The organism is Nitrospirota bacterium (genome assembly GCA_030684575.1).
Taxonomy (GTDB): Bacteria; Nitrospirota; Nitrospiria; order Nitrospirales; family Nitrospiraceae; genus Palsa-1315.
Map to the genome: position 1 here is coordinate 1 of JAUXVD010000001.1, position 22373 is coordinate 22373.

The window sequence follows — 22373 nt, forward strand, 5'->3', positions numbered from 1 at the left end:
CAAACGAGAGCCGAGGCGAGAGCGGATATCTTTGATTACATCGAGCGCTGGCACAATCCCCGGCAGCGGCGGAGACTCGATCAACAGCAACAGGGGGAGCAACTCTTAACTCAACCGTCCGTGGAAATGGGGTAGAACCCAGAGCAATCAAGAAACCCAAAACCCATTTCCATTCTTTCTTGAGAAAGTTGATACACCAGGAAACGGTTTGAGCTGTCCAATGCCTCTCGGTGTGAATGCCAATAATTGGCGAGGCATAAACTGTCACATCCCCCTCCCACCATTTCGCAACCGCCGATTTAATTTTTCCTAACATACACCACCCAAAGCTCTAACGGCCCGGTTCAGGCGCAGCGGCGCGTTAGCGCCGACGTCGCATGGAACCCGTTGTTAGGTGCGCTCCTTGAATGAGTTTCTCATTTCTGCCCAATCTTCTTCCGTAAGTCCCTTAAAGAATTCATTTGCTTCGGCAATAATCTTCTCTGTGTCTCCAGCGGTCCGTTCTAGGACTTCAAAGAAATCATCTCGAACCGGGGGACAGCTAATAAGTTCACTCTTACTTGGGAGCATTGCAGCCAACTCCTTTGTCTTGTCTACTATTTTCTCGATCTCCGCACGATTGTGTATACTCCCAGACTGCGATTTATCTAACTTGATCTCTGCCATCTGAAGATATTGATCTATTGCATGCGACAGATTTCTCAGCCGCCTCTTGTACTTATTATGAATCGAAACCTTCCTATTCTTTGGCTCGCCATTAAAATCCATAACCATCGCTCCTAATTGAGCACTTCGCTATAATTCGACGTCCGAATCATTTCGGCAAAACCAGCAGAAACTACCCGCTAATCCCAGGCCATGGGGAGGACAGACGATTGTGCGAGATGCTAATCAACATTGCTTTCGGCGGGATTACCAGGAGCGCCAGCCAGCGTGTTAGCCGTCATCCCATGCACCCTAACATAAATCGCCAACTCCACTGAGCAGCCACGACTGAGGGCCAATTTTCGGCTCACACATTGCCTGAGCCCAAGCCGGGACTTCACAGCTCTGTGATTCGCTTCGCCAGATCGATCAGCATTCCTTCTCGCAACCCTAGATCACTAACGAGCACCTCCGACATCCCTAGCGTCTCCATGATCGTTCGGATGATGATGGCTCCAGCGGCGATGACTTCTTCTCGGCCTTTTTCTAGGCCTGGTAGACCGATACGGTCTGATTTCTTGCGGCTCAAGAGCGTCTGTTCGAGTTCTTGAATGGTGTCGAGCTGCAGTCTGTAGTTATGGATTCTGGCTGGTTCGTAGGTGGGAAGTTTCTGAGCCATGGCGGCTAAGCTGGTGATCGTTCCAGCCGTGCCGACGAAGGTGGCCGTTCGATAGCCATCCATGCCGATGACTGCTGCTTTCGTTTCGCTTGCGACCCACTCGCGCGCCTGGCGCAGCTCCTCCTCGGTCGGCGGATCATGACGTAAGAGCCTCTCACAGAGACGGACGACGCCGATATCGATCGAACGCACGACCGGATTCTGGCCTGGCCGATCCAGGATAAACTCGGTGCTACCGCCGCCGATGTCGAGGGCCAGCACATCGGTCACACCAGGGGGCAAGCCTGAGCTGATACCCAGCAGCGTCCGTCTGGCTTCCTCGTCACCTGAAATCAGCTCGACCTCAAAGCCTGTCTCGCGCTTTACCCTATCAAGAAACTCGTCACGATTAGCTGCATCACGGACGGCGCTCGTCGCCACGACCGCTGTGGCATCGACATGAGCTGCGTCGATCAGCTCCCGCCATTCCCTCAAGCACTGGACTACCCGATCCATCGCTGACAGGCTCAGTCGTTTGGTCTGATCGACGCCCTCGCCCAGCCGCAGAATTCGTCGCTCCGATCGGACTTCTAGCAGACGCCCGCCTGGAGGGAGATCTGCAATCAGCAGACGACAAGTAAGTGTGCCGATGTCCACACCGGCAAGACGCATCGTGTGTGGCGAATCCGTCATAGGTCGATCCGAACCTCTGTCATCTCCGATTCGAGTTTCGCCCGCTCCTCTTTCAGCTCTTGAATCTCTTTGACGAGCCGGCCGATTTCCGCGTCGTACAGGACCCGTTCAACCGGTTCGCCTCCTTCGCGCAGATTCACCGCTCGCTCACCGACATCCCGATGGAGTTCTGCTAATTTCTGATCGAGCTTGCGTATTTCGAGCCGGATACGCAGTAACTCCGTTTCTTCCAACGCGCGGTTCGCCACCTGCGCCGTGCCCAGACGCAACGTCGCGACCCCCGCCTTCAAATCATGCTTCAATCGCTGCAGTAAGCCCATAACAACTCCAGGCTAGGGGCGAGGGGCAAAGGGCAATAGGCTGGAGGGGAATCGCTTCTATCCCCCTCGCCACTAGCCCCGCGCCTCTCGCCTTAAAGGTTAACTCACCGATCCCAAATCCAACTTCGCTTCCCATCGCCGCAGCATGGTCTCTCGCAAGGCACGATGCGTCACAGCCTTAAGCTGTGGGTCCTGCTTTAACAGGGCAAACGCTTCCTGCCGCGCCTGCTGGAGCAGCTCGACATCCCGCACCAGGTTCGCGGCGCGAAACTCCGGCATGCCCCATTGCCTAAGTCCAAAGAACTCACCTGGCCCACGAATACGGAGATCTTCTTCGGCGATCACAAATCCATCGGTCGATCGCACGAGCGCGTCCAACCGCTCCTTGGCCACTGACGGCGGTTCGCCTGCTTCCTTGGGCTTCTTGGATCGAAAGAGCACCCCGCCCGAAGCCATCAACAGACAATAAGATTGATGTGCGCTTCGTCCGACTCGTCCGCGCAATTGGTGCAACTGTGCCAGCCCGAACCGCTCGGCATGTTCGATCATCATCACCGTGGCATTGGGCACATCGACTCCGACCTCCACCACCGTCGTCGCGACCAGGACCTGGATCTCCCCCTTCTTATACGAGGCCATGACCCGTTCCTTCTCGTCCGACTTCATTCGACCATGCAACAACCCGACGCGAAACCCGGCGAACTCATTCGCTTGTAACTGCGCAGCCCCTTGCATGGCCGCCTGCAGGTCGGTCTTTTCCGATTCTTCGACGAGCGGATACACGACATAGGCCTGACGGCCGCTTCGTAATTCGTCGCGCAGAATCTGATAGGCCCTTCCTCGTTGGCTGTCGCTCAACAGGAACGTCCGCACCGGCTTTCGCCCTGGCGGCATCTGGTCGATCACCGAGACATCGAGGTCTCCATAGACCGTCATGGCCAGCGTACGTGGTATCGGCGTCGCGGTCAGCACCAGCACATCGGGCTTATAGCCCTTTTCCATGAGCGTCTTCCGTTGGAGCACACCGAATCGATGTTGTTCATCCACGACGACCAATCCCAGCTTCGCGAACGTGACGCCTTGCTGAATGACCGCATGGGTCCCGATCACGACCTGCGCGGTTCCGGAGGCCACCTGTTCACGCACGACTTTACGCGCCGCCGCACGGCCACCCCCGCTTACGAGCACCACAGAGAGTCCGAGGGGTTCCAGGAATCCCTTCATCGTTCGATAATGTTGTTCGGCGAGAATTTCCGTCGGGGCCATCAAGGCCGCCTGATAGCCAGACCCGCAAGCCAGCACCATCGCCTGCACCGCCACGATGGTTTTGCCGGACCCGACATCCCCCTGCACCAGGCGGTTCATCGGTTTGCTCGACGTCATGTCAGACAGGATCTCGCGATTCACCCGCTCTTGCGCCGCAGTCAACTGAAAGGGCAGCGCCCGATCCAGCTTCCCGAGGAGCGGAGTTTTCGAATTGAATGAAACCTGCTTGACCTCTTCCTTCATAACTTGTTTCCGCGAGGCCAAGGCGAGTTGGAGCACAAACAGTTCTTCAAACGCGAGACGTCGATGCGCCGGCGTGAGACCTCGATCGAGCTGTCCCCCATCTGTCCCTGGCTGAGGGAAATGCACATCCTGGATGGCTTGCTGAATGGGCGGCAATCGGTAGCGGGCACGCAGCGAGATCGGCAGCACCTCTTGCGCCTCGGCGATATGGGCATCCAACAGACTTTTCATGAGGACCCGCATCTGCCGGGAGGTCCAGCCCTTGGTTTCGTGGTAGACGGGAACGATTCGCCCCATATGCAGCGGCGCTTCGGATTCCGCGCCCACCACTTCGTATTGCGCGACCTCCATTTTCATCGCCACAAACCCCTGCGCCCCGGCTATCACCCGCCCAGTCAGCATGATACTCGTCCCAACGGTAAAGACCGGTTCGAGAAACGGCTGATTGAAGAACACCGCCTGGAGACGCCCGGTGGCATCCTCCACCACAATATCGAGGATGGAGAGGCGGCGACTGCGGGCCTTCTTCGCCTCGCTTCGGATGATCGTGCCGCAGATCGAGGCCTCCGCCCCTGGCACCAGTTGTCCGATCGGGGTCATGACCGAGCGATCTTCATACCGCCACGGTAATGTCCAGAAGGCATCCTCAATCGTGTCGATCCTGAATCGTTGCAGCAATGCGGTGCGCTTCGGGCCGACGCCCTTCACAAAACGGATAGGCTGTTCCCACCATGGTCGGGAGGGAATGTCATTCATCGCAGGCTCACGCATCGCAATGGGATCCGGTTCGCCCCATGCTCTGGTTGGATCGCAGGCTGCCTTGCGCAACGTCCCGAGGAGGACCATGGCTTCCTGCAACCGGCGCTGCTGCTCCTCCGCCGGGAACCGCTCCTGGTCATCTTGAAACAACCCCCGGAGCTGAAGCAACGAGGCTTCCGTCGCACGAGGATAGACGTGATCGGAGAGGGCCTGCATGACCTGTGAAGAGACAAAATGATTCAGGTTCTTGACGGTGGGGAGATGTGCAAAGGCATCGCGAGACGCGAACTCGATCGGACGCGCGACTCGGTCCAGCCATTGCTGAAACTGTTCAGGGGTTGTGGGCTCGGAAGAGCGCCGTATCACAATGGCGGATCGTAACACAGCCTCATCCCCGCCTCAACGAGCAGAACAACCCACAGGTCGTTCAGCCTGCCCCCTGTCTCCCGCGCAATTTGGCGACATTTCTTTGCCTCCCTTCACTAGGGTGCTACATTGGAGGTCATCCACAGAGGTCTTCATGTACCGTCGTAATATCGGTCACATTTTGTATCCCATCGCCTGCCTTCTGGGACTGTTCATCGTCTATCAAGCCTGGTTCAAACCGACCTACCTCATGACGCCGCCACCCAGCCAGCCTGAGACTGTCGTGGAACGGACCACGGAGGCGCCGCCAGAACCGCACTACACAGGTCCCGCCGAACCGGAACAAAAACAGACCCGTCTGATCGATCCCTCGGTGGTCCCGGACACGACACATCATGAACTCTTAGAAACGATTCGCGACGAAATCGAAAGAGGAAACATCAAGTCTGCGGAAACCAAACTCGCCGAGCTGCCTCCGGCTGTCTTATCAGGAGAGAAGACCCGCCCCTACGTGGCCGTGCTCTGGAACAATCTCGGCATTCAACTTGAAAAGGCCGGCGGGACCTCCGCCTCGGTCTATGCATTCAGAAGGGCCTCGACGTTGGACGATAAAAACCCGACCGTGCATCTCAACCTCGCCCATGCCTTCTGGGAGCTGCGCGATCCGGCCATGACGCAGAGCTTTCTGGAAAAGCTGGTGGCCCTGGCTCCGAACGAGGCCTTCCCTCATCTGGCCTTAGCCGAACTCTTTCAGGAACGGGACCGACTCGGTGAGGCCGCCCGCCACCTCGACCAGGCTACCGCCCGCGCAGGCAAAGATCCCGCCGTCCAATCCTATCTGAAAACCGTCACGGCCAAAGTCCGCCGAACCGAAAAGAGCGATGCGCGGCTCACCAGCCGGGACAGCACCCACTTTACCGTCAAATTCGACGGGGAAGCCGATCAGGCAACCTGGGTCGCCGTGCTGGAAATCCTGGAAGAGGCCTATCGAGAGATCGGACAACGATTCGGACATTTCCCGTCAAAGCCCATCGTCGTCGTCCTGCATGCTCACGGCACATTCCAATCGGAAACCGGCAGTCCGGCCTGGGCCGATGGACTCTTCGACCCTGTGCTCGGGCGCATCCAAATTCCTACGCAGAACGCCTTGGTAGACCGTGCCTGGCTCAAGCGGGTGCTGCGGCACGAGTTCGTCCATGCGCTGCTGCACGACCAACAAGGCCCAGCCAGCAGCGCCTTCCCGACCTGGCTCAATGAGGGGTTAGCGATGGATTTGTCCGAGGATCGCTGGTCGGATCTCGACCGGATGATGAAGCAGGACCATGAGTTGCTTCCTCTGCCTTCCCTAGAAGGGGCATGGGGAGCATTACCCGCTGAAACCGTCGCCCTCGCGTACCTGGAAGCCAACTCGGCCGTCCGTTATCTCATCGATCGCTTCGGCATGCACCAAGTACATGGCCTGCTCTCACATCTCAAAGCCGGGCAGGCGCTCTCTGCCGCGATGCAATCGCAGTTATCGCTGTCGTATGAGCAATTCCAGTCTCGGTGGCTTGATCAGTTACAGGTGCAGGTGAAAAAGAGCTAGCAGAAAAACGCTGTACGGTGCGCGATGCGCGATGAAGAAAAAATTATTGTCGCTTCAGAATGTGGCTCCCGGTAGGTTACACCCTCTCCTTCCTCTCTAAATCGCTTCCTCGATCACGTCCTTGGGCACTGCACTATGCCAGGCAGGCAGAGTCTCGGCAGCATCATCCTGCCTCACTGCGACTTCAGTCTCCTCCTCGCCCGGCTCGATCGTATCTTCCCACAACAGCTTCCGGCTTCCATCATCGAACATCCTGATGCGAAACTCGATCTGTTGAGCAGGAACCGAGAACCCTTCTGTCTGACCGACGACCGCCCTGCCGATACGTTCTGCGCGAGCGAGCGCTCCCGAACCCGCTGAAAAATGATCGGTCCATACCAATTGTCCGCTTGCTGAATCGACCGCACGAAGGAAAAACTGGGGTTGCCCATCGATCGCGCCACGGCTTCGGATCTGAGTCACCAGCGCCTGCGGCGCAAGATGGGCCACGACCCGGTGCGTGAAATCCGACTCGTGATTGCTGACGTTGAGATTGAGGAGACCTTCCCAGAGAAACTTCCCCGTGGCCGCGTCATAGACACGAAGCGAGAAGGTTGATAGACCGTCTACACCCGGGCCGACTCCTCCCGCAAAAATCCGCTCACGCGGTTGACCGGCCGCTGACGTGGCATCCTCTCGCACGTTCAGTTCGTACGTGTCCTCGGTCAATACCGTACCAGTCTCAGCATCGTACGTTTTGACGGTAATCGAGGAGGCCTCGGCATTCTCATAGCCAACCCCAGCCGCCACGATTTTTCTCACTTTCGCAGGAACGAGAGACGGCAGCTCTGCGGACCAGGAAGTGAGTGGAACGCCGGAACTGAAACTGGCCCCGACGACCAATGCGACGTACAAGGCCTTCCTCCTCCGCCCACCGGTCTGCCGCTCCTGATAGACCGGGGCTAACTCACGCCGGATCGGCCTGAACCATTCGCTCATTTCCTGTATCGTCTGAGATAGCCACTGCATCATCGTCATGTGCTGGTCCCCCTTGCTTGTGCTGGAGTCTCGCATTGACGGCCTTCGGGGTAAATTCCCCACTGTGGGAGGAACCCCCTCCGAAAGGGGGGAGACGGACAGGCTCACCGCGTTGGATAGGGGGAACATGCGAGGAGGAATATGCCGGTGATACGGGGGTTCTTTAGCCGATTAACGAGGTTTACCTGTGCCCTTGGCCAGAGGTACCTTACCAAAGACCGCGTACCGGCATCGGGCCACACACCAATACAACAGATAGCCGATGGGCTTGACCAACGGAATACTGAAGAGACCTGACAATAGGCGGCCTCCCTTGAGGCCCGACAGGAGGGCCAGAAAGGCATCGAGCCCACTGGCAATCTCCCCATCAGAACGAATCAGAAAAGCGACGTCTGGGCGCCCAGGCCGATAGCCGACACCCAATGCCTGCTTAGCCTCTTCGCTCTGATACGGAACCATCCTGATCGGAGTAGCATCCACCTGCGTCTCCAGCCGTTCGAGCCCCTTCTTGGCAGTGACACAGAGGCGGCATTCGCCGTCGTAGATCAGCAGACAGACTTGCGGCGCGTTATCAGATGGATCTGCCATCGTCTATCCCCACGGTCGCTCATCAGCGGTTCAGCGTGAAATCATGCCAATCGCCCCAGCAAGTGGCGCGAGGCTAGTGGCGAGCCGGAGGCGTCATGCTTTCGACGTAACGGCTTCGCCCCTAGCCTCTGGCCCCTTACCTCTCGCCAGAATGACGGAGTCCTGTTGCTGTACGGAGTAGACCACAGGTATCATCTCTTTATGCGCCATACCTGGACGATCATCGGTCTACTCGCGGTGCTCTGCCTCATTGGAGCCCAGACCACCCAGCTCACACCCGCTGCGACTCCGGCTGGCCGAATCGCATGGATGCTCTACCTGGTCGTCTGTCCTCTCACCCTCGCGGGACTCGTCTGGATTGGATGGACCTGGACCGCCATGGCCTGCGTCATCTATGGAACGGTGGGATTGGCCTTGGATCTTGCGACAGTCACGAGCATCCTGGGAGGACAGGCCGAAATTGGCACCCTGCTGTTCTTCAGCGTGATGAGCGGCGGCGCAAACTTGTCGCTGATTGTGTTCGGCGGACGCGCCTTTTTACAGGCATTCCAGGAGACCGAGCTTCCAGGATCCCATCCTCCCAGTCCTCCGTCCCCTTCTTCATCCGCACAGTCTTGATCCGCGTAAATCCCGCATCCATCAACCAGGCCTTCGTCTCGGCTGCCGTATAGGTGTTCCCTCGCTCGGTAAACAGCAACATCGAGACCGCGAAGAGACTCGCCTCCTCGGGATGCAGACCTTCCCGATCGTGGAGAAAGGCATCCTGAATCAGCAAGCGGCCTCCAGGGTTTAAGGTGGCCAACGCCCGCTGAAATACGGCCTGGTTGTCTTGCGGTGAATAGATGTGGAGGACGTTCGAATACCAGATGACATCGTAGGTGCCGGGGATGCGGTCCGTCAGCAGGTCCAAGGGGAGGTAGGAAAGTCTGGCGCCGGCCTTGTGAGTCGCGGCAATCTCCTTCGCCACGTCGAGGGCTGCGGGACGGTCGCAGACCGTCGCACGAAGTTGCGGGTTCTTTGCAAGGAAGGCCATGGCATAGGTGCCGGGACCGCCGCCAAGATCGAGCAGCGTCTGCGCCCCACGCAGGTTGAGTTGAGCGGCAATCTGTGGAGCCGTCTCCAAGGTCCGGTGATGCATGGCCCACGTGAACCGGCGACGAAAGTCCGGCTCATCCGGCTCATCGTGATCGAGCGGCAGTCCACTCTGTACCGATTCCAACAGACGGCCCCAATCGGCCCAATGGCTCGTCATGAGCCGGAGATAGTCTCCTCGATAGGCGGGATGCGCTGCGTTCAACGCCGTGGCACCTAATCGGCTGTTCCGGTAGGTTTCGCCTTTCTTCTTCAACAGACCGGCCATCGCGAGATTCCGGCAGAGGATCGCCAACCCCCGCTCACTGACCTTCATCTCGTAAGCCAGGGTAGGAATCGTCCAGGTCTTGGTCCCGACAGCCGTACAGAGATTCAGCTCAAGGGCGGCGATCAGGACTCGCGGCAACCGGTACGCTGTAATGGCATCGCGCAAGTCATCGAATGTCGCGATCTGCCGACTCACCGCTCCACGCCGATCGTCTTCACACACCAACGCATCAAGTCCTGCGCGGCCAGAGGATTGGCCATGTCCACATTTCGTTCAAAGCAGGCCGCCACGTAGTTGTCGTTCATCTCCGTCCGTTCGGAGAACCCCGATTGCAACAGAATCGCACGGTACTTTGCGACCGCCGGCTGGATGTAGTACTTCGCCTGCTTGGCGATCTCGTCGGTACCGAGATCCTCCGGCGTCCCATCGGAAAGAAGTGTCATCACATCGTCCAACGCCATCCCATACTGGCAGAGCAGCTTTCCGTCCGGCGTCAGCTCCAGCAGCCATCCATCGTGACCCAGTTCCATCGCCATCGGACCGCCCGGTTCCAACTCAATTAACCGCGGAAATACAGGGGCCAGCGAGGCCTTAAATGTCTCCCAGGCTGTAGGGGCTCCAGTACTCATGCGCGCGCCTTTCGATGGGGTGATGAACCGTCCTGCCCGGCAAGGCTGGCACGCAGGGCCGCCAACCGTTGAATATTCTCTTCGAGTTTCGGCAGCTGGTACTTGCGATCCATCCGCACCACCAGTTCAAGAAGATCTGCCGCCTCTCGCAACTTGCCGGTTTCTTCGTAACATTGTGCCAACAGATACCGGGCCCCGCCGGTCCGCAACTCATCGCGCGAACGCTCGGCAATGGACTGGCTGGTCTGGCAGCAGGCAATGGCATCGTCGTACCGTTGCTGCATCAAAAATGTTCGCCCGATCATGCGCCAGGCATCGGCCACGCCACCCTGATTCGCTAACCGCCGCATCATGACCAGCGACTGCTCGTAGTATCCGATTGCCTGGTCGAACTCTTTGGTCTCGCGGGCGACCAAGCCAAGATCCGAAAATAACACCGCTTTGCCCGCCTCATCGTGGACCTTACTCATGAGATCCAACGCTTCGAGGTAATAGGCCTTGGCACGATCCCATTCGCCCGCATCGGCCCTCAGATTTCCCAAGTTGCCCAGCGTCGTCCCGATCCCCTTCTCATCCCCCAGAATCTTCTGCAGCTCCAGCACCTCTTGGTAGTAGGTCTGCGCCGACTCACGACGCCCGCTGACCGCACAAATATTCCCGAGATTTCCCAACGTGGAGGCTAACGCCCGCTGGTCGCCGGTCAGCCGGTCGCATTCTAAGGCCTTGGCATAACAGGTATAGGCATCGGTATAGAGACCGCGCGAGAAATGCTCGTTGCCCTGGCGATTGAGTTCTTCGGAAAGTCCGTTCCGTAGCATCATGATACGGGCTGGAGCAACCGTTCGACCGCCGGCTTGGCGTCGGTAAGAATCGACGTCCCGTCGCCGACGAGCAGACTATCGAAGTTGTACTTGAGAAGGCGACGGAGTCCCTCTTGAGCCTTCGTCATGTCGGCGTACTTTTCAGCTGGGAGCATACTGACAGAGCCGGCCGGTTTTCCGATCAGGGCATCGCCGACAATGAGCACACCTTTCCGCTGTTGAATAAACAGGGCCGACTCACCGGGAGACTTTTGGTCTTTGAGCTGGATCACCCAGATCCCCCCGATGAGCAATTCCCCATCTTTGAACGTCTTCGACGGCTTGAGATCCATCAGCGGCGCATCCACCTCCGGCACGTGCAGCTGACAGCGAAACTCATCCTGATACTTCACCGCTTCGCGCACGTGATCGCGATTGGTGACGATGATGTAATCGACGGGACCGTTACGCAGGATAACCGCACTCGCATCCCCCGTCATTGGAGGAGGGTCGACGAGAATCTTATGTTCCCCGACGGTCAAGAAGAGCCCGTTGAAATCGATCTGCTTCTCTTCAGAGAACCAGGACCATTGCCAGATACCGGGAAGAATGTTTTTCATAATAGGATGACAATCGATGACTGATCGTTAATGGCACGGACAAACTTACAATGCGGCGACGGCATCGTTCACGACTTTCGTGACTTTCGTCAGGATGCTGGCTTCGTTCGGTAGATCGATAATGTCGTCTTCAGAAATCGTAATAAATTTCCGATTCGGCCCCTTCGTGAGGGAGATCAGAAACATACTGTTTGAAGGCGTCACAGGAATCACAACCTGCACGGCGGCATCGGCCCCCTTCACCAGCTCCAAAAACTTCTGTTTGCCCACTTCCATCTCATCCATCGTCTTTTCCCTCTTCCTCTCCCTCACGGAAGTCGGCATTGACTCGCATTGGGGTTGGGAAATCATCGTCTGCGTGCGTCGGACGAGCACCGTTTTGTCGTGCGCGCTCCGCGAGCAGCGGGATTCCTCAGCCGCAATGCGTCTTACATCTTATTGTTTCCGTCGGCCAACAACTTTTCGACTTCCGCCGCAATCACCGCATCTCCGGCCAGATCCATATTGCCGACACGCTGCCACCGGATGACGCCCTGTTGATCGATCACGTAGACGTTGGGAATAAACTTCCCACCGCCGTACAATTTATCCGTCACCTTGCTCGGATCGAGCAGATAGGGATAGGTGACTTTCACGGGGAAGGCGGACAGAAACTCACCGACACTCTTCTTGGAGTCGCCGGACGAATTGACTCCCAGCACCGCAACCTCTTTGCCCTTCATGAGCTCGGACACTTTCTGCAGCGTCGTGCCCTGCATCATGCAGGGGTCACAGATATGAAATAGCCCGAGGACCACAACCTTTCCCTTATAGCTATCCAGTCCCACGGTCTCGCCCGTAATGGCGGTCAACGTAAACGACGGCGCCTTCTCGCCGAGTTTAAACGATCCCGCAGCAAGGACCAGATGAGCCGCAAGGATCGGGGACAACAGCGCGCCCAATACCCACAATGTTCGTGTCATGGAAACCTCCATTTCTTGAGAAGTGCTGAGTGCTGAACTGTGAGTGCTGAGACTGAATGGTTTGCTCGCTCAGGACTCAGGACCCAGCACTTTCTATGCGTATCCTACCATGCAGAATTTTTCAGGGGCAATGGAGGCCGGGCAGCGTCGACGTGGCGGATCGAAACAAAGGCTCCTGGGGAAGGATGCGGAACGGACAGATCAGGTCCGTCCGATCAAAGGAGTAATCAGTCGAGGCAGATCGAGCACGTCCTGCCCAAAGTGTAGACGATAACAATCGGCCTGCTGCACTAATTTCGACAAGGGGTGGGAATCCTGTCGCGCAATGTCACGATCGGACAGGAATGCAGCTTGCTGCAGAATGGCGTCGAGTGCCTGGCCCTTGGACAGCGGTTCAAGACAACTGTAGGGCATATCCGCCACCTGAGGGAACAGCAGCATGGCCGGTGCGCCGGACGTACCGACCGATGCCGGATACAAATCCACGGCCTCAAAGCGCTTCTTATAAGCACCCTGGCGCACCAAGCCCGGCTCGACCTGTTGGAGTTCAGGGAAGAACCCGATCGTGCGGTCCGTCACCTCGATCGTCATCGGAAAGGACAGCAGTTCTACGTTCGCGCCATCATCCCGCAGCAACGGATGATCATCAGACAGATAGCGGTAGCCGGCGCGAAGCAGTGCAAGCATCGCGGTCGTTCGACCGCACCCCCGATGGCCGGCAATGAGGACCCCACGGCCCTGATACTCCAACGCCGAGGCATACAACATCTGTGCGCGCCGTCGCTTCAACAGCTCCGCCAAGGCATAATGAAAAAAGCTCGCGCATAGGTCGGCATGCATCGCCTCCGGATGAACGAAATATCCCCGTGCCGTCCCCCGGTCGCCATCGATCACCAGCGCGCCCTGTTCATGAAGATCAACCACGAGGCGCCCGCCGTCTTGTGTGATCGTGCAGTGCCAGAGCGCTCGCAATGCGTCACCGAGCGCGGGCTTGGTCCCTGTGAACAGTTGTCGTGCCAAGGGCGAGAGCTGGATCGGCGCATCTCCACGACGTCCCACCTCTTCGAACTGAATCGTGAGCGGGTCGTGCGCAACGTCCTCACATCGATAGTGCTGACGGAAGAGGACAACAGGGCTGATCAATGTCGGGGAAGAGGCCAGATACCGAACCGCGACTCCATGGAACGAGAACAGCAATTCCTGCAGCGTCGACGTCATGATCATCGTGGCGCCTTCCTTATCGTCTCTGGCGAATACCCGCGCTCGTACTGCCTCATCGCCCTGGGTGACATCCATACCGCTGTCACTCCATAACCATGGCCCCCTTGGCTCGCAGGAGCCTGAGCGGACAGTCACTCACGGTAATGCAATCCCCTCTCGCTTCCTAGATCCCTAAAAGTTGGGAACGGACCCTACTTTGGTAGCGAGAGAGATGAAGACCTGCACAAGAAAGAACGGTGAATGTAAGAGGAGAGGGCGTGAGGACTATGGGCACTACGCCGGTACGGCGTGCCTGTCAGGATCGTGAAGCAGGATCTGGAGCTCGTTGATTTCGATAATCAGAGGTCTGGCAGCAGCCTCAACAAGGCCGTCCAGCAATTCGCGCAGTATGAACCGCCAACATAAAATGATTCGGCGAACGAGCGGATGGCTTTTGAGCAGGACGGTTTACGTATCCTGCGAGAGGGAAGGGTCGAAGAGGCCCAACTGCCATTCCTCAGCGCGGGTCAGAGGAATGGGGTACCGCTCGGTAAAGCAGGCATTGCAATATTGCCCCGGTGTACCGGGGGCGGCGTTCAGCATCCCGTCGAGACTCAAATAAGCGAGACTGTCGGCCGTGATGTATTTGCGAATCTCTTCAGTGGAATGGCTGGAGGCGATCAATTCCTTCCTGGTAGGTGTATCGATGCCATAGAAACAGGGGGAGACGATCGGCGGCGAACTGATGCGCATGTGCACTTCTTTGGCCCCGGCATTGCGCAGCATCTTCACGATCTTACGGCTCGTCGTGCCCCGCACGAGCGAATCATCGACCACGACAACCCGTTTCCCCTCTAAGACCTCCGGCACGGCGTTCAGCTTCACCTTCACGCCGAAGTGGCGGATCGATTGTTCCGGCTCAATGAACGTACGCCCGACATAGTGGTTCCGGATCAGTCCGAGCTCAAACTGAATCCCCGCTCCCTCGGCATACCCCAGCGCGGCAGGCACCCCGGAGTCCGGCACGGGCACGACGATATCCGCCGGGACTGCCGATTCCTTCGCCAGCTGTCTGCCCAAGGCCTTGCGTGTCGCATAGACTGCATTGGCGCCGAAAATCTTACTGTCCGGCCTGGCAAAGTACACATATTCGAAGACACACATGGCGGGATTGACCGGCGGAAAGGGCTGATAACTGGTGACACCCTTGTCGTCCAATACGACGAGTTCTCCTGGCTCGATCTCACGGACGAGTTCAGCGCCGAGCAGATCGAACGCACAGGTCTCCGATGCCACGAGATAGGTATCACCCAGCCGACCGAGACAGAGTGGACGGAACCCATGGGGGTCGCGCACCGCAATCACCGCGTCGTCCGTCTGCAGGACAACCGAGAAGGCTCCGCGCACCTGGCTCAAGGCATCGATGATACGGGCCAGCAAGGTATCGGCCCGCGAATGGGCAACCAGGTGGATGATGACTTCGCTGTCCGAGGTGGATTGGAAAATGGCCCCGTAGGCTTCGAGCTCGTGCCGCAACACCTGCGCATTGATGAGGTTCCCGTTATGGGCGAGCGCGAGATTCCCGAGCGCAAAATTCACCGAGAGCGGCTGCACGTTTTTGAGATCGTTTCCGCCGGCGGTCGAATAGCGATTATGACCGATCGCCCGCGATCCGGTTAATTGATCCAACGCCTTCGGATTATAGATATCCGCGACGAGTCCCTTGCCCTTATGCACATGGAACTGCTCACCGTCGCCCGAAACGATGCCCGAGGCTTCCTGCCCGCGATGCTGCAGCGCATACAACCCAAGATAGGTGAGGTTCGCCGCTTCCTTGTGGCCATAGATGCCGAAGACGGCACATTCATCGTGGAACTTATCGGGAGAAATCACATTCAAATGTGCATCACCAGACATGGCTGGTGACAGGACAGGAAGCTCTTTCTTACTGTGCGGCATATTCATGTTTCTAGATTTCACGCCTGGTTCAGCGTACGTTCAATTGAAAAGGCCCAGCGCTCGTACAGCTGATCGACGGGGAGATCGATCCGGCATCCTTCGCTCCACTGGCCCTTCTCGACCTCGACGACGAAATGATCGCCACCCACCGTTCCGATCTTCATTGCCGGAACCGCCGCATCCCCTGCGAGCTTCAGAACCTGATCGGCCAACTCCGGCTTCACGGAAAGCACCACTCGTGATTGGCTCTCACCGAACAGCAACGCATCTAGCCGCAAGGCATCAAGGGTCAATCTTACCACAGCCCCTCGCCTGGCGCCCGGAGCCGAGATACAACATTCAGCCAATGCGACCGACAGCCCGCCATCCGAGCAATCATGCGCAGATTGCACGATTCCTTCACGGATCACCTTCAACAGGAAGTCATGAAGCGACTGTTCCGTCTCCAGGCTGAGGAACGGCGGCGACCCCTGCTCCCGATGATGGAGGACTTTCAGATACTCACTGCCGCCCAGGTCCTCCTTCGTCTTACCGAGGAGAATAATCGCATCCCCATCCTGCTTGAACCACTGGGTCATCGTCTGCTCGACCGACTCGATCAGACCCACCATTCCCAACATCGGCGTGGGATAGATCGAGAGACCGTTCGTCTCATTGTAGAAACTCACATTGCCGCTGACGATGGGTACGTTGAAATGTTCGCAGGCATCCTTCAGCCCCTCGATGGCCAACACAAACTGCCACATGATGTCCGGCCGTTCCGGGTTCCCGAAATTCAAACAGTCCGTCAGCCCGATCGGCTCCGCGCCGGAACAGACCAGGTTTCTCGCCGCCTCGGCCACCGCAAGGCGAGCGCCTTCGTACGGATGCAACAGGCAATACCGGCTATTGCAGTCCACCGTCATGGCAAGCGCTTTATTCGTCCCCTTGATCCTGACCACCGCAGCGTCTGAGCCAGGACGAATCATCGTGTTCGTCTGCACCATGTGGTCGTACTGTTCATAGACCCAGCGTTTGCTCGCAATCGTCGGCGACTCCAGCAACGACAACAGCGCTTCATTTGCATCCTTCACATCAGGCAGCGCATCGTAGTTCAGGTTCGTCAGCATGTCCTGATAGGCCGGCGGCGAATAGGGGCGCTCGTAACGCGGCCCGTCATCGGCCAACGACTTCGCAGGAATCTCCGCCACGACCTTGCCCTGATCCCTTACGCGGAGGATGCCATCACCCGTGACCCGCCCCACCACCGCCACATCCAAATCCCACTTCTTGCAGATCCTGATACATTCGTCTTCTTTGCCCGCTTGCGCTACCATGAGCATGCGCTCTTGGGATTCCGACAACATCAATTCATAGGGCGTCATGCCCGGCTCACGCCGCGGCACATCGGTCAGGTCCAGATCCATTCCATTGCCGGCACGGGAGGCCATTTCGCAGGATGAACTGGTCAATCCGGCTGCTCCCATGTCCTGAATCCCCACCAACAGATCCCCCGCCATCAATTCGAGACAGGCCTCCAGCAACAGCTTCTCGGTAAAGGGATCGCCCACCTGCACCGTCGGCCGTTTTTTCTCTGATTGATCGTCGAAGGAATCGGACGCCATCGTCGCCCCGTGAATCCCGTCGCGGCCCGTCTTCGAGCCGAAATAGATCACCGGATTACCAATGCCTGCCGCTGTTCCCAGGAAGATCTTGTCCTTGTGTGCGATGCCGAGACAAAACACGTTCACGAGCGGATTCTGCGAGTAGATATCGTTGAAGACGATTTCGCCTCCGACCGTCGGTACGCCCATACAGTTGCCATAACCGGCAATGCCGGCCACGACTCCCTTGACCAGATGCCGGTTCTTCGCGTTGTCCAACCCCCCGAACCGCAGGGCATCGAGCAAGGCAATCGGTCGCGCGCCCATCGTGAAAATATCGCGCAGAATTCCCCCCACCCCCGTCGCCGCACCCTGATAGGGCTCGATGAACGAAGGATGGTTGTGCGACTCCATCTTGAACACGGCGCAGAGCCCGTCGCCGATATCCACGGCGCCCGCATTTTCACCGGGCCCCTGGACCACACGCGGTCCTGTCGTCGGCAGCTTCCGCAAATGCACGCGCGAACTCTTATAGGAACAATGCTCCGACCACATCACCGAGAACATGCCAAGCTCGGTAATGTTCGGCTCCCGCCCCAAAATCCCGACGATCTTCTGATACTCGTCGTCCGTCAGGTTATGTTGCGCGATGAGGTCTTTGGTCATTGGCTGGCTCACAGGTCCCATAATTTGGCTTCATACTCTCAGGTTACTGATTCACCGTCAGAATCTACTCGTCTATATAGAATAGACAGAGCCTAGCCAGCCACCATCTTCAATGGCTTCTTGTCTTTCTTCAGCGACTCCAGCATCGAGAGGAATATCAGTTTCCCGTCGTCATTGCCCAATATCGATTCCGCGCAACGTTCCGGATGCGGCATCATGCCCAACACATTCCCCGCGGCATTGATGATCCCGGCAATATTATCCAGCGACCCGTTCGGATTCGCGTCCGGCGTCGACTTGCCCTCCGGAGTGCAATACCGAAGCACGATCTGCGCATTTGCCTGCATCGCTGCGAGCGTGACCGGATCGGTGTAATAGTTTCCGTCTGCATGGGCGATCGGAATCTTGAGCACTTGGCCTGGCTGGCAGGCGCCGGTGAATGCCGTGGCCGCATTCTCAACCTTCACAGACACATCCTTGCAGATGAAATGCAGCGACTTATTGCGGAGCATCGCCCCAGGCAGCAACCCGGCTTCGAGCAGAATCTGGAACCCGTTGCAGATACCGAGCACCATCCCGCCGCCCTTCGCAAAATCCTTCACCAGCCCCATCACCGGCGAAAACCGGGCAATGGCGCCGGTCCGCAAATAGTCGCCATAGGAAAACCCGCCCGGCAGGACAATCGCATCCAACCCCGCCAGCGAAGTCTCCTTGTGCCAGATCATCTCCACCGCCTGGCCCAGCACATCCTTAAAGATATGCTCGCAGTCGTGATCGCAATTACTGCCAGGGAACACCACCACACCAATTTTCATGACAACACCCTCGTGATGCGTGATGGGTGATGCGTGATGGGTAAGCGTCGACAAGGAACACCAGGCCCATTCCGCTCCGACGCTCGTTTCATAAACTCCTCACCCATCACAGATCACTCTTCACTGCAGTTCGTATCTGTATTCTTCAACAATCGTATTCGCCAGTAATTTTTCGCACATGGCTTTCACCGCGGCATCGGCCTTCGCCTTATCCGTTTCATTCACATCCACTTCCATGTATTTCCCGACTCGCACATTGCCCGCATTCTTGAACCCCAGCGTACCAAGCGCATGCTCGATCGCCTTCCCCTGCGGATCCAAGATTCCCTGCTTCAGCGTGATGTGAATTTTAGCTTTCACTCTTTGCTCCCCTGCTCGGACACTCTCGTTTGCCTGTCCACATATCTCCTGATCCAGAAAATCCCTGCGATCGTCCCGAACCCACCAAACACAAGCGCCACAAACGCCCAGCGCCAGGGTGACTCGTTCAAGCGATAGGCCATCATGCCCACCACCGCCGCCCACACCACGATGGAGGCCACCAACCCGTAATTCATGAACAACCGCAGAAAACCCTTCACAGCGCTCCCCTCTTCACTTCTTCCTTCCCTCCTCTAAAGGAAGGATGTGGCAACTCTAGAGGGGATGGTGAGGTTGTCCTCGACTGCGCGCGTCCAACGAGGGCCTTCTGAGGCCGCGCGTTGCGCGAGCAAAGAGGACGGCCTCACCGTCCCCGTGATCCCCTCACCCACAGACTCGCTTCAACACTTCTTGATACGCCTCTTCAATCTTCCCCAAATCCTTCCGGAACCGATCCTTGTCCATCGACTCCTTCGTCGTCTGATCCCAAAATCTGCAGGTGTCCGGAGAAATCTCATCGGCCAGGATCAGCTGGCCGTTGTGCAACCCGAACTCTAATTTGAAATCGACGAGGATCATCTGGCGCTCGCGGAAGAACGGCTGCAACACACTGTTTACTTTTAATGCGAGCCGCTTGATCTCCGCCATCTGCTCCGGTGTCGCCAGCTTCATCAATCGAATGTGTTCATCGGCAATGAGCGGATCACCCAGCGCATCGTTCTTGTAATACCACTCCACGATGGCCGGCTCGATCGGATCACCCTCTTTCAATCCCAGCCGCTTTGCCAAACTGCCGGCCACGACGTTGCGGACCACCACTTCGACCGGCACGATCGTCACCTTCTTCGTCAGCAGTTCCCGATCGCTCAACCGCTCGATAAAATGCGTTGGCACGCCGGCCTGCTCCAGCAGACGGAAGAGCCGCTCGGATATCTTATTGTTGACGACGCCTTTTTCGACGATGGTCCCGCGCTTCTGCGCATTGAACGCGGTCGCATCGTCCTTGAAATACTGAACGACCTGATCCGGTTTGTCCGTGGCGAACACCTTCTTCGCCTTGCCTTCGTAGAGCATGCTGCCTATGGTCATGATCTGCCCTTCATCCCCGCGGTCACGCAGACTATTGTGCTAATGCTTCCATGATTTCCGGCAAAGACATCGCCGTCCCGATCAACGTCGGATGCCCGAACCGTCTGGTGTACTGAAACTCTTTCACCTTCTCCAACGCAAGAATCAGACTGTGAAAATCCTCCAGGTTGGAGGTTTCAAAATACGTAATGAAGTCCAAATCATCGAGTCCGCTGGAGTGATAGAGCTTCCGCTTGACGGTCTTGAGGTAGGGCAGCGTGGCTTCCGTATGTTCCTTCATCATCGCCATCCGCTTGTCCTGATCGAGGGCCCACCAGTCGGCGCTCTTCCTGATCGGGATGACGATCGCATAGGGCTTGGGGCCTGCCTCGCTGGCGGCCTTGAGGTCGGCCTTCAACTGGTCCGGAAACCCCGGCACATAATTCGCTTTCTTGGTCAAGCCATGCATGATGCCGGCCGTCTTCAGATGCTTACCGAAGAGGCTGCTCTGAAGATCGAGCAGAAACTTTTGCGTCTCTCGCAGCTCAACGGCATGTATGCGGAACATGATGTCGGCATGATCCGACAGGCCGCGCGTCAGATAGAGATCGATCGCAATCTTCTCGCGATGCTGTTCGACCACACCCCGCAAGACGGTCAGATGCGCGATACGCGTCGCTTGGTCTTCTTTAGCCCAGTCCTCATCCAGCGTGAATGCGGCAATGGTACCGTAGACACCAGGCTCGCTCAGAAGTTTGTCACGATCGGCGGCCTGGGAGGTCGATACCGTCATGAGCCCGACTAATGCCAGCAAAGCAAACCGCACGATCCTAGAAGGCTTCATCGCTTCCCCCTCTTCGTTCGTTTACGCGTGACCGGGCCGAATACGCGCCGGAAAATCTGGTCGAGATGGCGCAGATAGTACTTCGGATCAAAACAGGACTGAATCTCTTTTGCCGTGAGATGTGTCGACACGAAAGGGTCCTTGCCGACTAACCCCTGTAATCCCCCAGCCCCTTTCCAGGAAGCCATGGCATTGCGCTGGACCGCTTCATACGATTCCTTCCGCTGCGCGCCCTTGTCGATGAGCAACAACAGCAATCGTTGCGAGTAGACCAGCCCCCCGGTGAGATCGAGGTTGCGCTGCATGTTCTCGGGGTAGACCACCAGGTTCTTGATCACATCGGTCATCCGCGCCAACATGTAATCGATCAGAATCGTGCTGTCCGGCATAATCACCCGCTCGACGGACGAATGGCTGATATCGCGCTCATGCCAGAGGGCGACGTTCTCCATTGCCGCGAGACTATTGCCCCGCACGACGCGCGCCAAGCCACAGAGATTCTCCGACGCGATCGGGTTCCGCTTATGCGGCATCGCCGAGGACCCCTTCTGCCCTGCCGAAAAATACTCTTCCGCCTCGAGCACCTCGGTCCGTTGCAGATGACGAATCTCCGTCGCAAACTTTTCGATGCTGGCCGCCAACAGGGCCAGGGCCGAGGCATAGGCCGCATGGCGATCGCGCTGCACGACTTGATTGGAGACAGGGTCCGGCGTGAGCCCCAGCTTGGCGCAGACATACTCTTCCACGTCAGGCCCTTGATGCGCGAAGGTGCCCATTGCACCGGAAAGCTTCCCCACGGCGATGTCCTGCCTCACGTGTATCAACCGCTCCCGATGCCGGCGGGCTTCTTCGTACCAAATGGCCAGCTTGAAGCCGAACGAGATCGGTTCCCCATGGATGCCATGCGAACGACCGACCATCACGGTGTTCTTGTACTTCAGCGCCTGCTTCTTCAGCACGGAGATCAACTCGTCGAGGTCCTCAAGGATGAGATCGAGCGCCTCGGTCATCTGTACGGCCAAAGAGGTGTCCACGATATCCGAGGAGGTCAGCCCCATATGGAGGAACCGATGCTCGGGACCGACCGAATCCACAAGCGATTCGAGGAAGGCGATCACATCGTGTTTCGTCACCTTCTCGATTCGTTCGATCCGTTTCACATCGATCGTGGCTTTCTTCGCAATCCGCGCCGACGTGCCACGCGGAACCTGTCCGGCCCGTTCGAACGCCGCACAGGCCGCCAGCTCGACCTCGAGCCAAATCTCGTACTTCCGCTTCAACTCCCAGATGGCCTTCATCTTGGGACGGGTATATCGCTCGATCATCTCCACCTCACGGTGCAGGCTCGCGGCAAGGGGCTATCGGCA

23 protein-coding genes are annotated in these 22373 nt (G+C 57.6%); 2 read left to right on the forward strand and 21 right to left on the reverse strand.

Features of this window, described 5'->3' with window-relative positions; translation table 11 throughout:
- The coding region (locus Q8N00_00005) for an IS3 family transposase (GenBank protein MDP2381163.1) at window positions 1–135 on the forward strand (135 nt) is incomplete at its 5' end.
- A gap of 255 nt (window positions 136–390) precedes the next feature.
- Here Q8N00_00005 and Q8N00_00010 read toward each other — a convergent pair.
- The 4 genes from Q8N00_00010 to recG all read right to left on the reverse strand — a co-directional run bounded on the left by Q8N00_00010 (window position 391) and on the right by recG (window position 4968).
- The gene (locus Q8N00_00010) at window positions 391–768 is read right to left on the reverse strand and encodes a hypothetical protein (GenBank protein MDP2381164.1); all 378 of its coding nucleotides are present in this window, start codon (window positions 766–768) and stop codon (window positions 391–393) included.
- Between the two features lie 274 nt (window positions 769–1042).
- Window positions 1043–1996 (reverse strand): Ppx/GppA phosphatase family protein, encoded by a 954-nt coding sequence (locus Q8N00_00015; GenBank protein MDP2381165.1) that lies wholly within the window; start codon window positions 1994–1996, stop codon window positions 1043–1045.
- Window positions 1993–2316 (reverse strand): hypothetical protein, encoded by a 324-nt coding sequence (locus tag Q8N00_00020; GenBank protein ID MDP2381166.1) that lies wholly within the window; start codon window positions 2314–2316, stop codon window positions 1993–1995. Before Q8N00_00020 ends, Q8N00_00015 begins: the two co-directional genes overlap by 4 nt.
- A 99-nt stretch (window positions 2317–2415) precedes the next feature.
- On the reverse strand, window positions 2416–4968 hold the full coding sequence (gene recG / locus Q8N00_00025; protein MDP2381167.1) for an ATP-dependent DNA helicase RecG: 2553 nt from the start codon (window positions 4966–4968) through the stop codon (window positions 2416–2418).
- Window positions 4969–5104: 136 nt separating this feature from the next.
- Here recG and Q8N00_00030 point away from each other — a divergent pair, with 136 nt between their 5' ends.
- Complete coding sequence (locus tag Q8N00_00030; GenBank protein MDP2381168.1) at window positions 5105–6535, forward strand: peptidase MA family metallohydrolase; 1431 nt, start codon at window positions 5105–5107, stop codon at window positions 6533–6535.
- Between the two features lie 96 nt (window positions 6536–6631).
- Here the strand turns inward: Q8N00_00030 and Q8N00_00035 are convergent, their stop codons facing one another.
- The 17 genes from Q8N00_00035 to purB all read right to left on the reverse strand — a co-directional run bounded on the left by Q8N00_00035 (window position 6632) and on the right by purB (window position 22331).
- Window positions 6632–7552, reverse strand: coding sequence for a hypothetical protein (locus Q8N00_00035; protein MDP2381169.1), 921 nt, complete (start codon window positions 7550–7552; stop codon window positions 6632–6634).
- 171 nt (window positions 7553–7723) lie between these two features.
- Entirely contained in the window at window positions 7724–8140 is a 417-nt protein-coding gene (locus Q8N00_00040; protein ID MDP2381170.1) for a DUF393 domain-containing protein, read from the reverse strand.
- A gap of 478 nt (window positions 8141–8618) precedes the next feature.
- Window positions 8619–9722, reverse strand: coding sequence for a class I SAM-dependent methyltransferase (locus tag Q8N00_00045; GenBank protein ID MDP2381171.1), 1104 nt, complete (start codon window positions 9720–9722; stop codon window positions 8619–8621).
- Window positions 9692–10129: a hypothetical protein gene (locus tag Q8N00_00050; GenBank protein MDP2381172.1), complete on the reverse strand. Its 438-nt coding sequence runs from the start codon at window positions 10127–10129 to the stop codon at window positions 9692–9694. Before Q8N00_00050 ends, Q8N00_00045 begins: the two co-directional genes overlap by 31 nt.
- Window positions 10126–10950, reverse strand: coding sequence for a tetratricopeptide repeat protein (locus Q8N00_00055; protein MDP2381173.1), 825 nt, complete (start codon window positions 10948–10950; stop codon window positions 10126–10128). The genes Q8N00_00050 and Q8N00_00055 overlap by 4 nt, the downstream gene beginning before the upstream one ends.
- Window positions 10947–11549: a hypothetical protein gene (locus tag Q8N00_00060; protein MDP2381174.1), complete on the reverse strand. Its 603-nt coding sequence runs from the start codon at window positions 11547–11549 to the stop codon at window positions 10947–10949. The genes Q8N00_00055 and Q8N00_00060 overlap by 4 nt, the downstream gene beginning before the upstream one ends.
- A gap of 45 nt (window positions 11550–11594) precedes the next feature.
- Window positions 11595–11834: a hypothetical protein gene (locus tag Q8N00_00065; protein ID MDP2381175.1), complete on the reverse strand. Its 240-nt coding sequence runs from the start codon at window positions 11832–11834 to the stop codon at window positions 11595–11597.
- Window positions 11835–11977: 143 nt separating this feature from the next.
- Window positions 11978–12511, reverse strand: coding sequence for a TlpA disulfide reductase family protein (locus tag Q8N00_00070; protein ID MDP2381176.1), 534 nt, complete (start codon window positions 12509–12511; stop codon window positions 11978–11980).
- A 201-nt stretch (window positions 12512–12712) separates the two neighbouring features.
- On the reverse strand, window positions 12713–13807 hold the full coding sequence (locus Q8N00_00075) for a hypothetical protein (GenBank protein ID MDP2381177.1): 1095 nt from the start codon (window positions 13805–13807) through the stop codon (window positions 12713–12715).
- A gap of 372 nt (window positions 13808–14179) precedes the next feature.
- Window positions 14180–15628, reverse strand: a complete 1449-nt coding sequence (purF, locus tag Q8N00_00080) for an amidophosphoribosyltransferase (GenBank protein ID MDP2381178.1) — start codon at window positions 15626–15628, stop codon at window positions 14180–14182.
- 59 nt (window positions 15629–15687) lie between these two features.
- Window positions 15688–17919: a phosphoribosylformylglycinamidine synthase subunit PurL gene (gene purL, locus Q8N00_00085; protein ID MDP2381179.1), complete on the reverse strand. Its 2232-nt coding sequence runs from the start codon at window positions 17917–17919 to the stop codon at window positions 15688–15690.
- A 92-nt stretch (window positions 17920–18011) separates the two neighbouring features.
- On the reverse strand, window positions 18012–18734 hold the full coding sequence (gene purQ, locus Q8N00_00090) for a phosphoribosylformylglycinamidine synthase subunit PurQ (GenBank protein ID MDP2381180.1): 723 nt from the start codon (window positions 18732–18734) through the stop codon (window positions 18012–18014).
- A gap of 120 nt (window positions 18735–18854) precedes the next feature.
- A complete protein-coding gene (purS, locus tag Q8N00_00095) occupies window positions 18855–19094 on the reverse strand; it encodes a phosphoribosylformylglycinamidine synthase subunit PurS (GenBank protein ID MDP2381181.1) in 240 nt (79 codons plus the stop codon).
- Window positions 19091–19315, reverse strand: coding sequence for a hypothetical protein (locus Q8N00_00100; GenBank protein ID MDP2381182.1), 225 nt, complete (start codon window positions 19313–19315; stop codon window positions 19091–19093). The genes purS and Q8N00_00100 overlap by 4 nt, the downstream gene beginning before the upstream one ends.
- 163 nt (window positions 19316–19478) lie before the next feature.
- Window positions 19479–20183, reverse strand: a complete 705-nt coding sequence (locus Q8N00_00105) for a phosphoribosylaminoimidazolesuccinocarboxamide synthase (GenBank protein MDP2381183.1) — start codon at window positions 20181–20183, stop codon at window positions 19479–19481.
- A gap of 31 nt (window positions 20184–20214) precedes the next feature.
- The gene (locus Q8N00_00110; GenBank protein MDP2381184.1) at window positions 20215–21006 is read right to left on the reverse strand and encodes a chlorite dismutase family protein; all 792 of its coding nucleotides are present in this window, start codon (window positions 21004–21006) and stop codon (window positions 20215–20217) included.
- Window positions 21003–22331, reverse strand: a complete 1329-nt coding sequence (gene purB / locus Q8N00_00115; protein ID MDP2381185.1) for an adenylosuccinate lyase — start codon at window positions 22329–22331, stop codon at window positions 21003–21005. The genes Q8N00_00110 and purB overlap by 4 nt, the downstream gene beginning before the upstream one ends.
- Window positions 22332–22373: the final 42 nt, after the last annotated feature.

Coding starts and splice junctions, on each gene's coding strand:
- Q8N00_00010 (MDP2381164.1), bottom strand. CDS start 768: ATGGATTTTAATGGCGAGCCAAAGAATAGGAAGGTTTCGATTCATAAT.
- Q8N00_00015 (MDP2381165.1), bottom strand. CDS start 1,996: ATGACGGATTCGCCACACACGATGCGTCTTGCCGGTGTGGACATCGGC.
- Q8N00_00020 (MDP2381166.1), bottom strand. CDS start 2,316: ATGGGCTTACTGCAGCGATTGAAGCATGATTTGAAGGCGGGGGTCGCG.
- Q8N00_00030 (MDP2381168.1), top strand. CDS start 5,105: ATGTACCGTCGTAATATCGGTCACATTTTGTATCCCATCGCCTGCCTT.
- Q8N00_00035 (MDP2381169.1), bottom strand. CDS start 7,552: ATGACGATGATGCAGTGGCTATCTCAGACGATACAGGAAATGAGCGAA.
- Q8N00_00040 (MDP2381170.1), bottom strand. CDS start 8,140: ATGGCAGATCCATCTGATAACGCGCCGCAAGTCTGTCTGCTGATCTAC.
- Q8N00_00050 (MDP2381172.1), bottom strand. CDS start 10,129: ATGAGTACTGGAGCCCCTACAGCCTGGGAGACATTTAAGGCCTCGCTG.
- Q8N00_00055 (MDP2381173.1), bottom strand. CDS start 10,950: ATGATGCTACGGAACGGACTTTCCGAAGAACTCAATCGCCAGGGCAAC.
- Q8N00_00060 (MDP2381174.1), bottom strand. CDS start 11,549: ATGAAAAACATTCTTCCCGGTATCTGGCAATGGTCCTGGTTCTCTGAA.
- Q8N00_00065 (MDP2381175.1), bottom strand. CDS start 11,834: ATGGATGAGATGGAAGTGGGCAAACAGAAGTTTTTGGAGCTGGTGAAG.
- Q8N00_00070 (MDP2381176.1), bottom strand. CDS start 12,511: ATGACACGAACATTGTGGGTATTGGGCGCGCTGTTGTCCCCGATCCTT.
- Q8N00_00075 (MDP2381177.1), bottom strand. CDS start 13,807: ATGGATGTCACCCAGGGCGATGAGGCAGTACGAGCGCGGGTATTCGCC.
- purF (MDP2381178.1), bottom strand. CDS start 15,628: ATGTCTGGTGATGCACATTTGAATGTGATTTCTCCCGATAAGTTCCAC.
- purL (MDP2381179.1), bottom strand. CDS start 17,919: ATGACCAAAGACCTCATCGCGCAACATAACCTGACGGACGACGAGTAT.
- purQ (MDP2381180.1), bottom strand. CDS start 18,734: ATGAAAATTGGTGTGGTGGTGTTCCCTGGCAGTAATTGCGATCACGAC.
- Q8N00_00105 (MDP2381183.1), bottom strand. CDS start 20,183: ATGACCATAGGCAGCATGCTCTACGAAGGCAAGGCGAAGAAGGTGTTC.
- Q8N00_00110 (MDP2381184.1), bottom strand. CDS start 21,006: ATGAAGCCTTCTAGGATCGTGCGGTTTGCTTTGCTGGCATTAGTCGGG.
- purB (MDP2381185.1), bottom strand. CDS start 22,331: ATGATCGAGCGATATACCCGTCCCAAGATGAAGGCCATCTGGGAGTTG.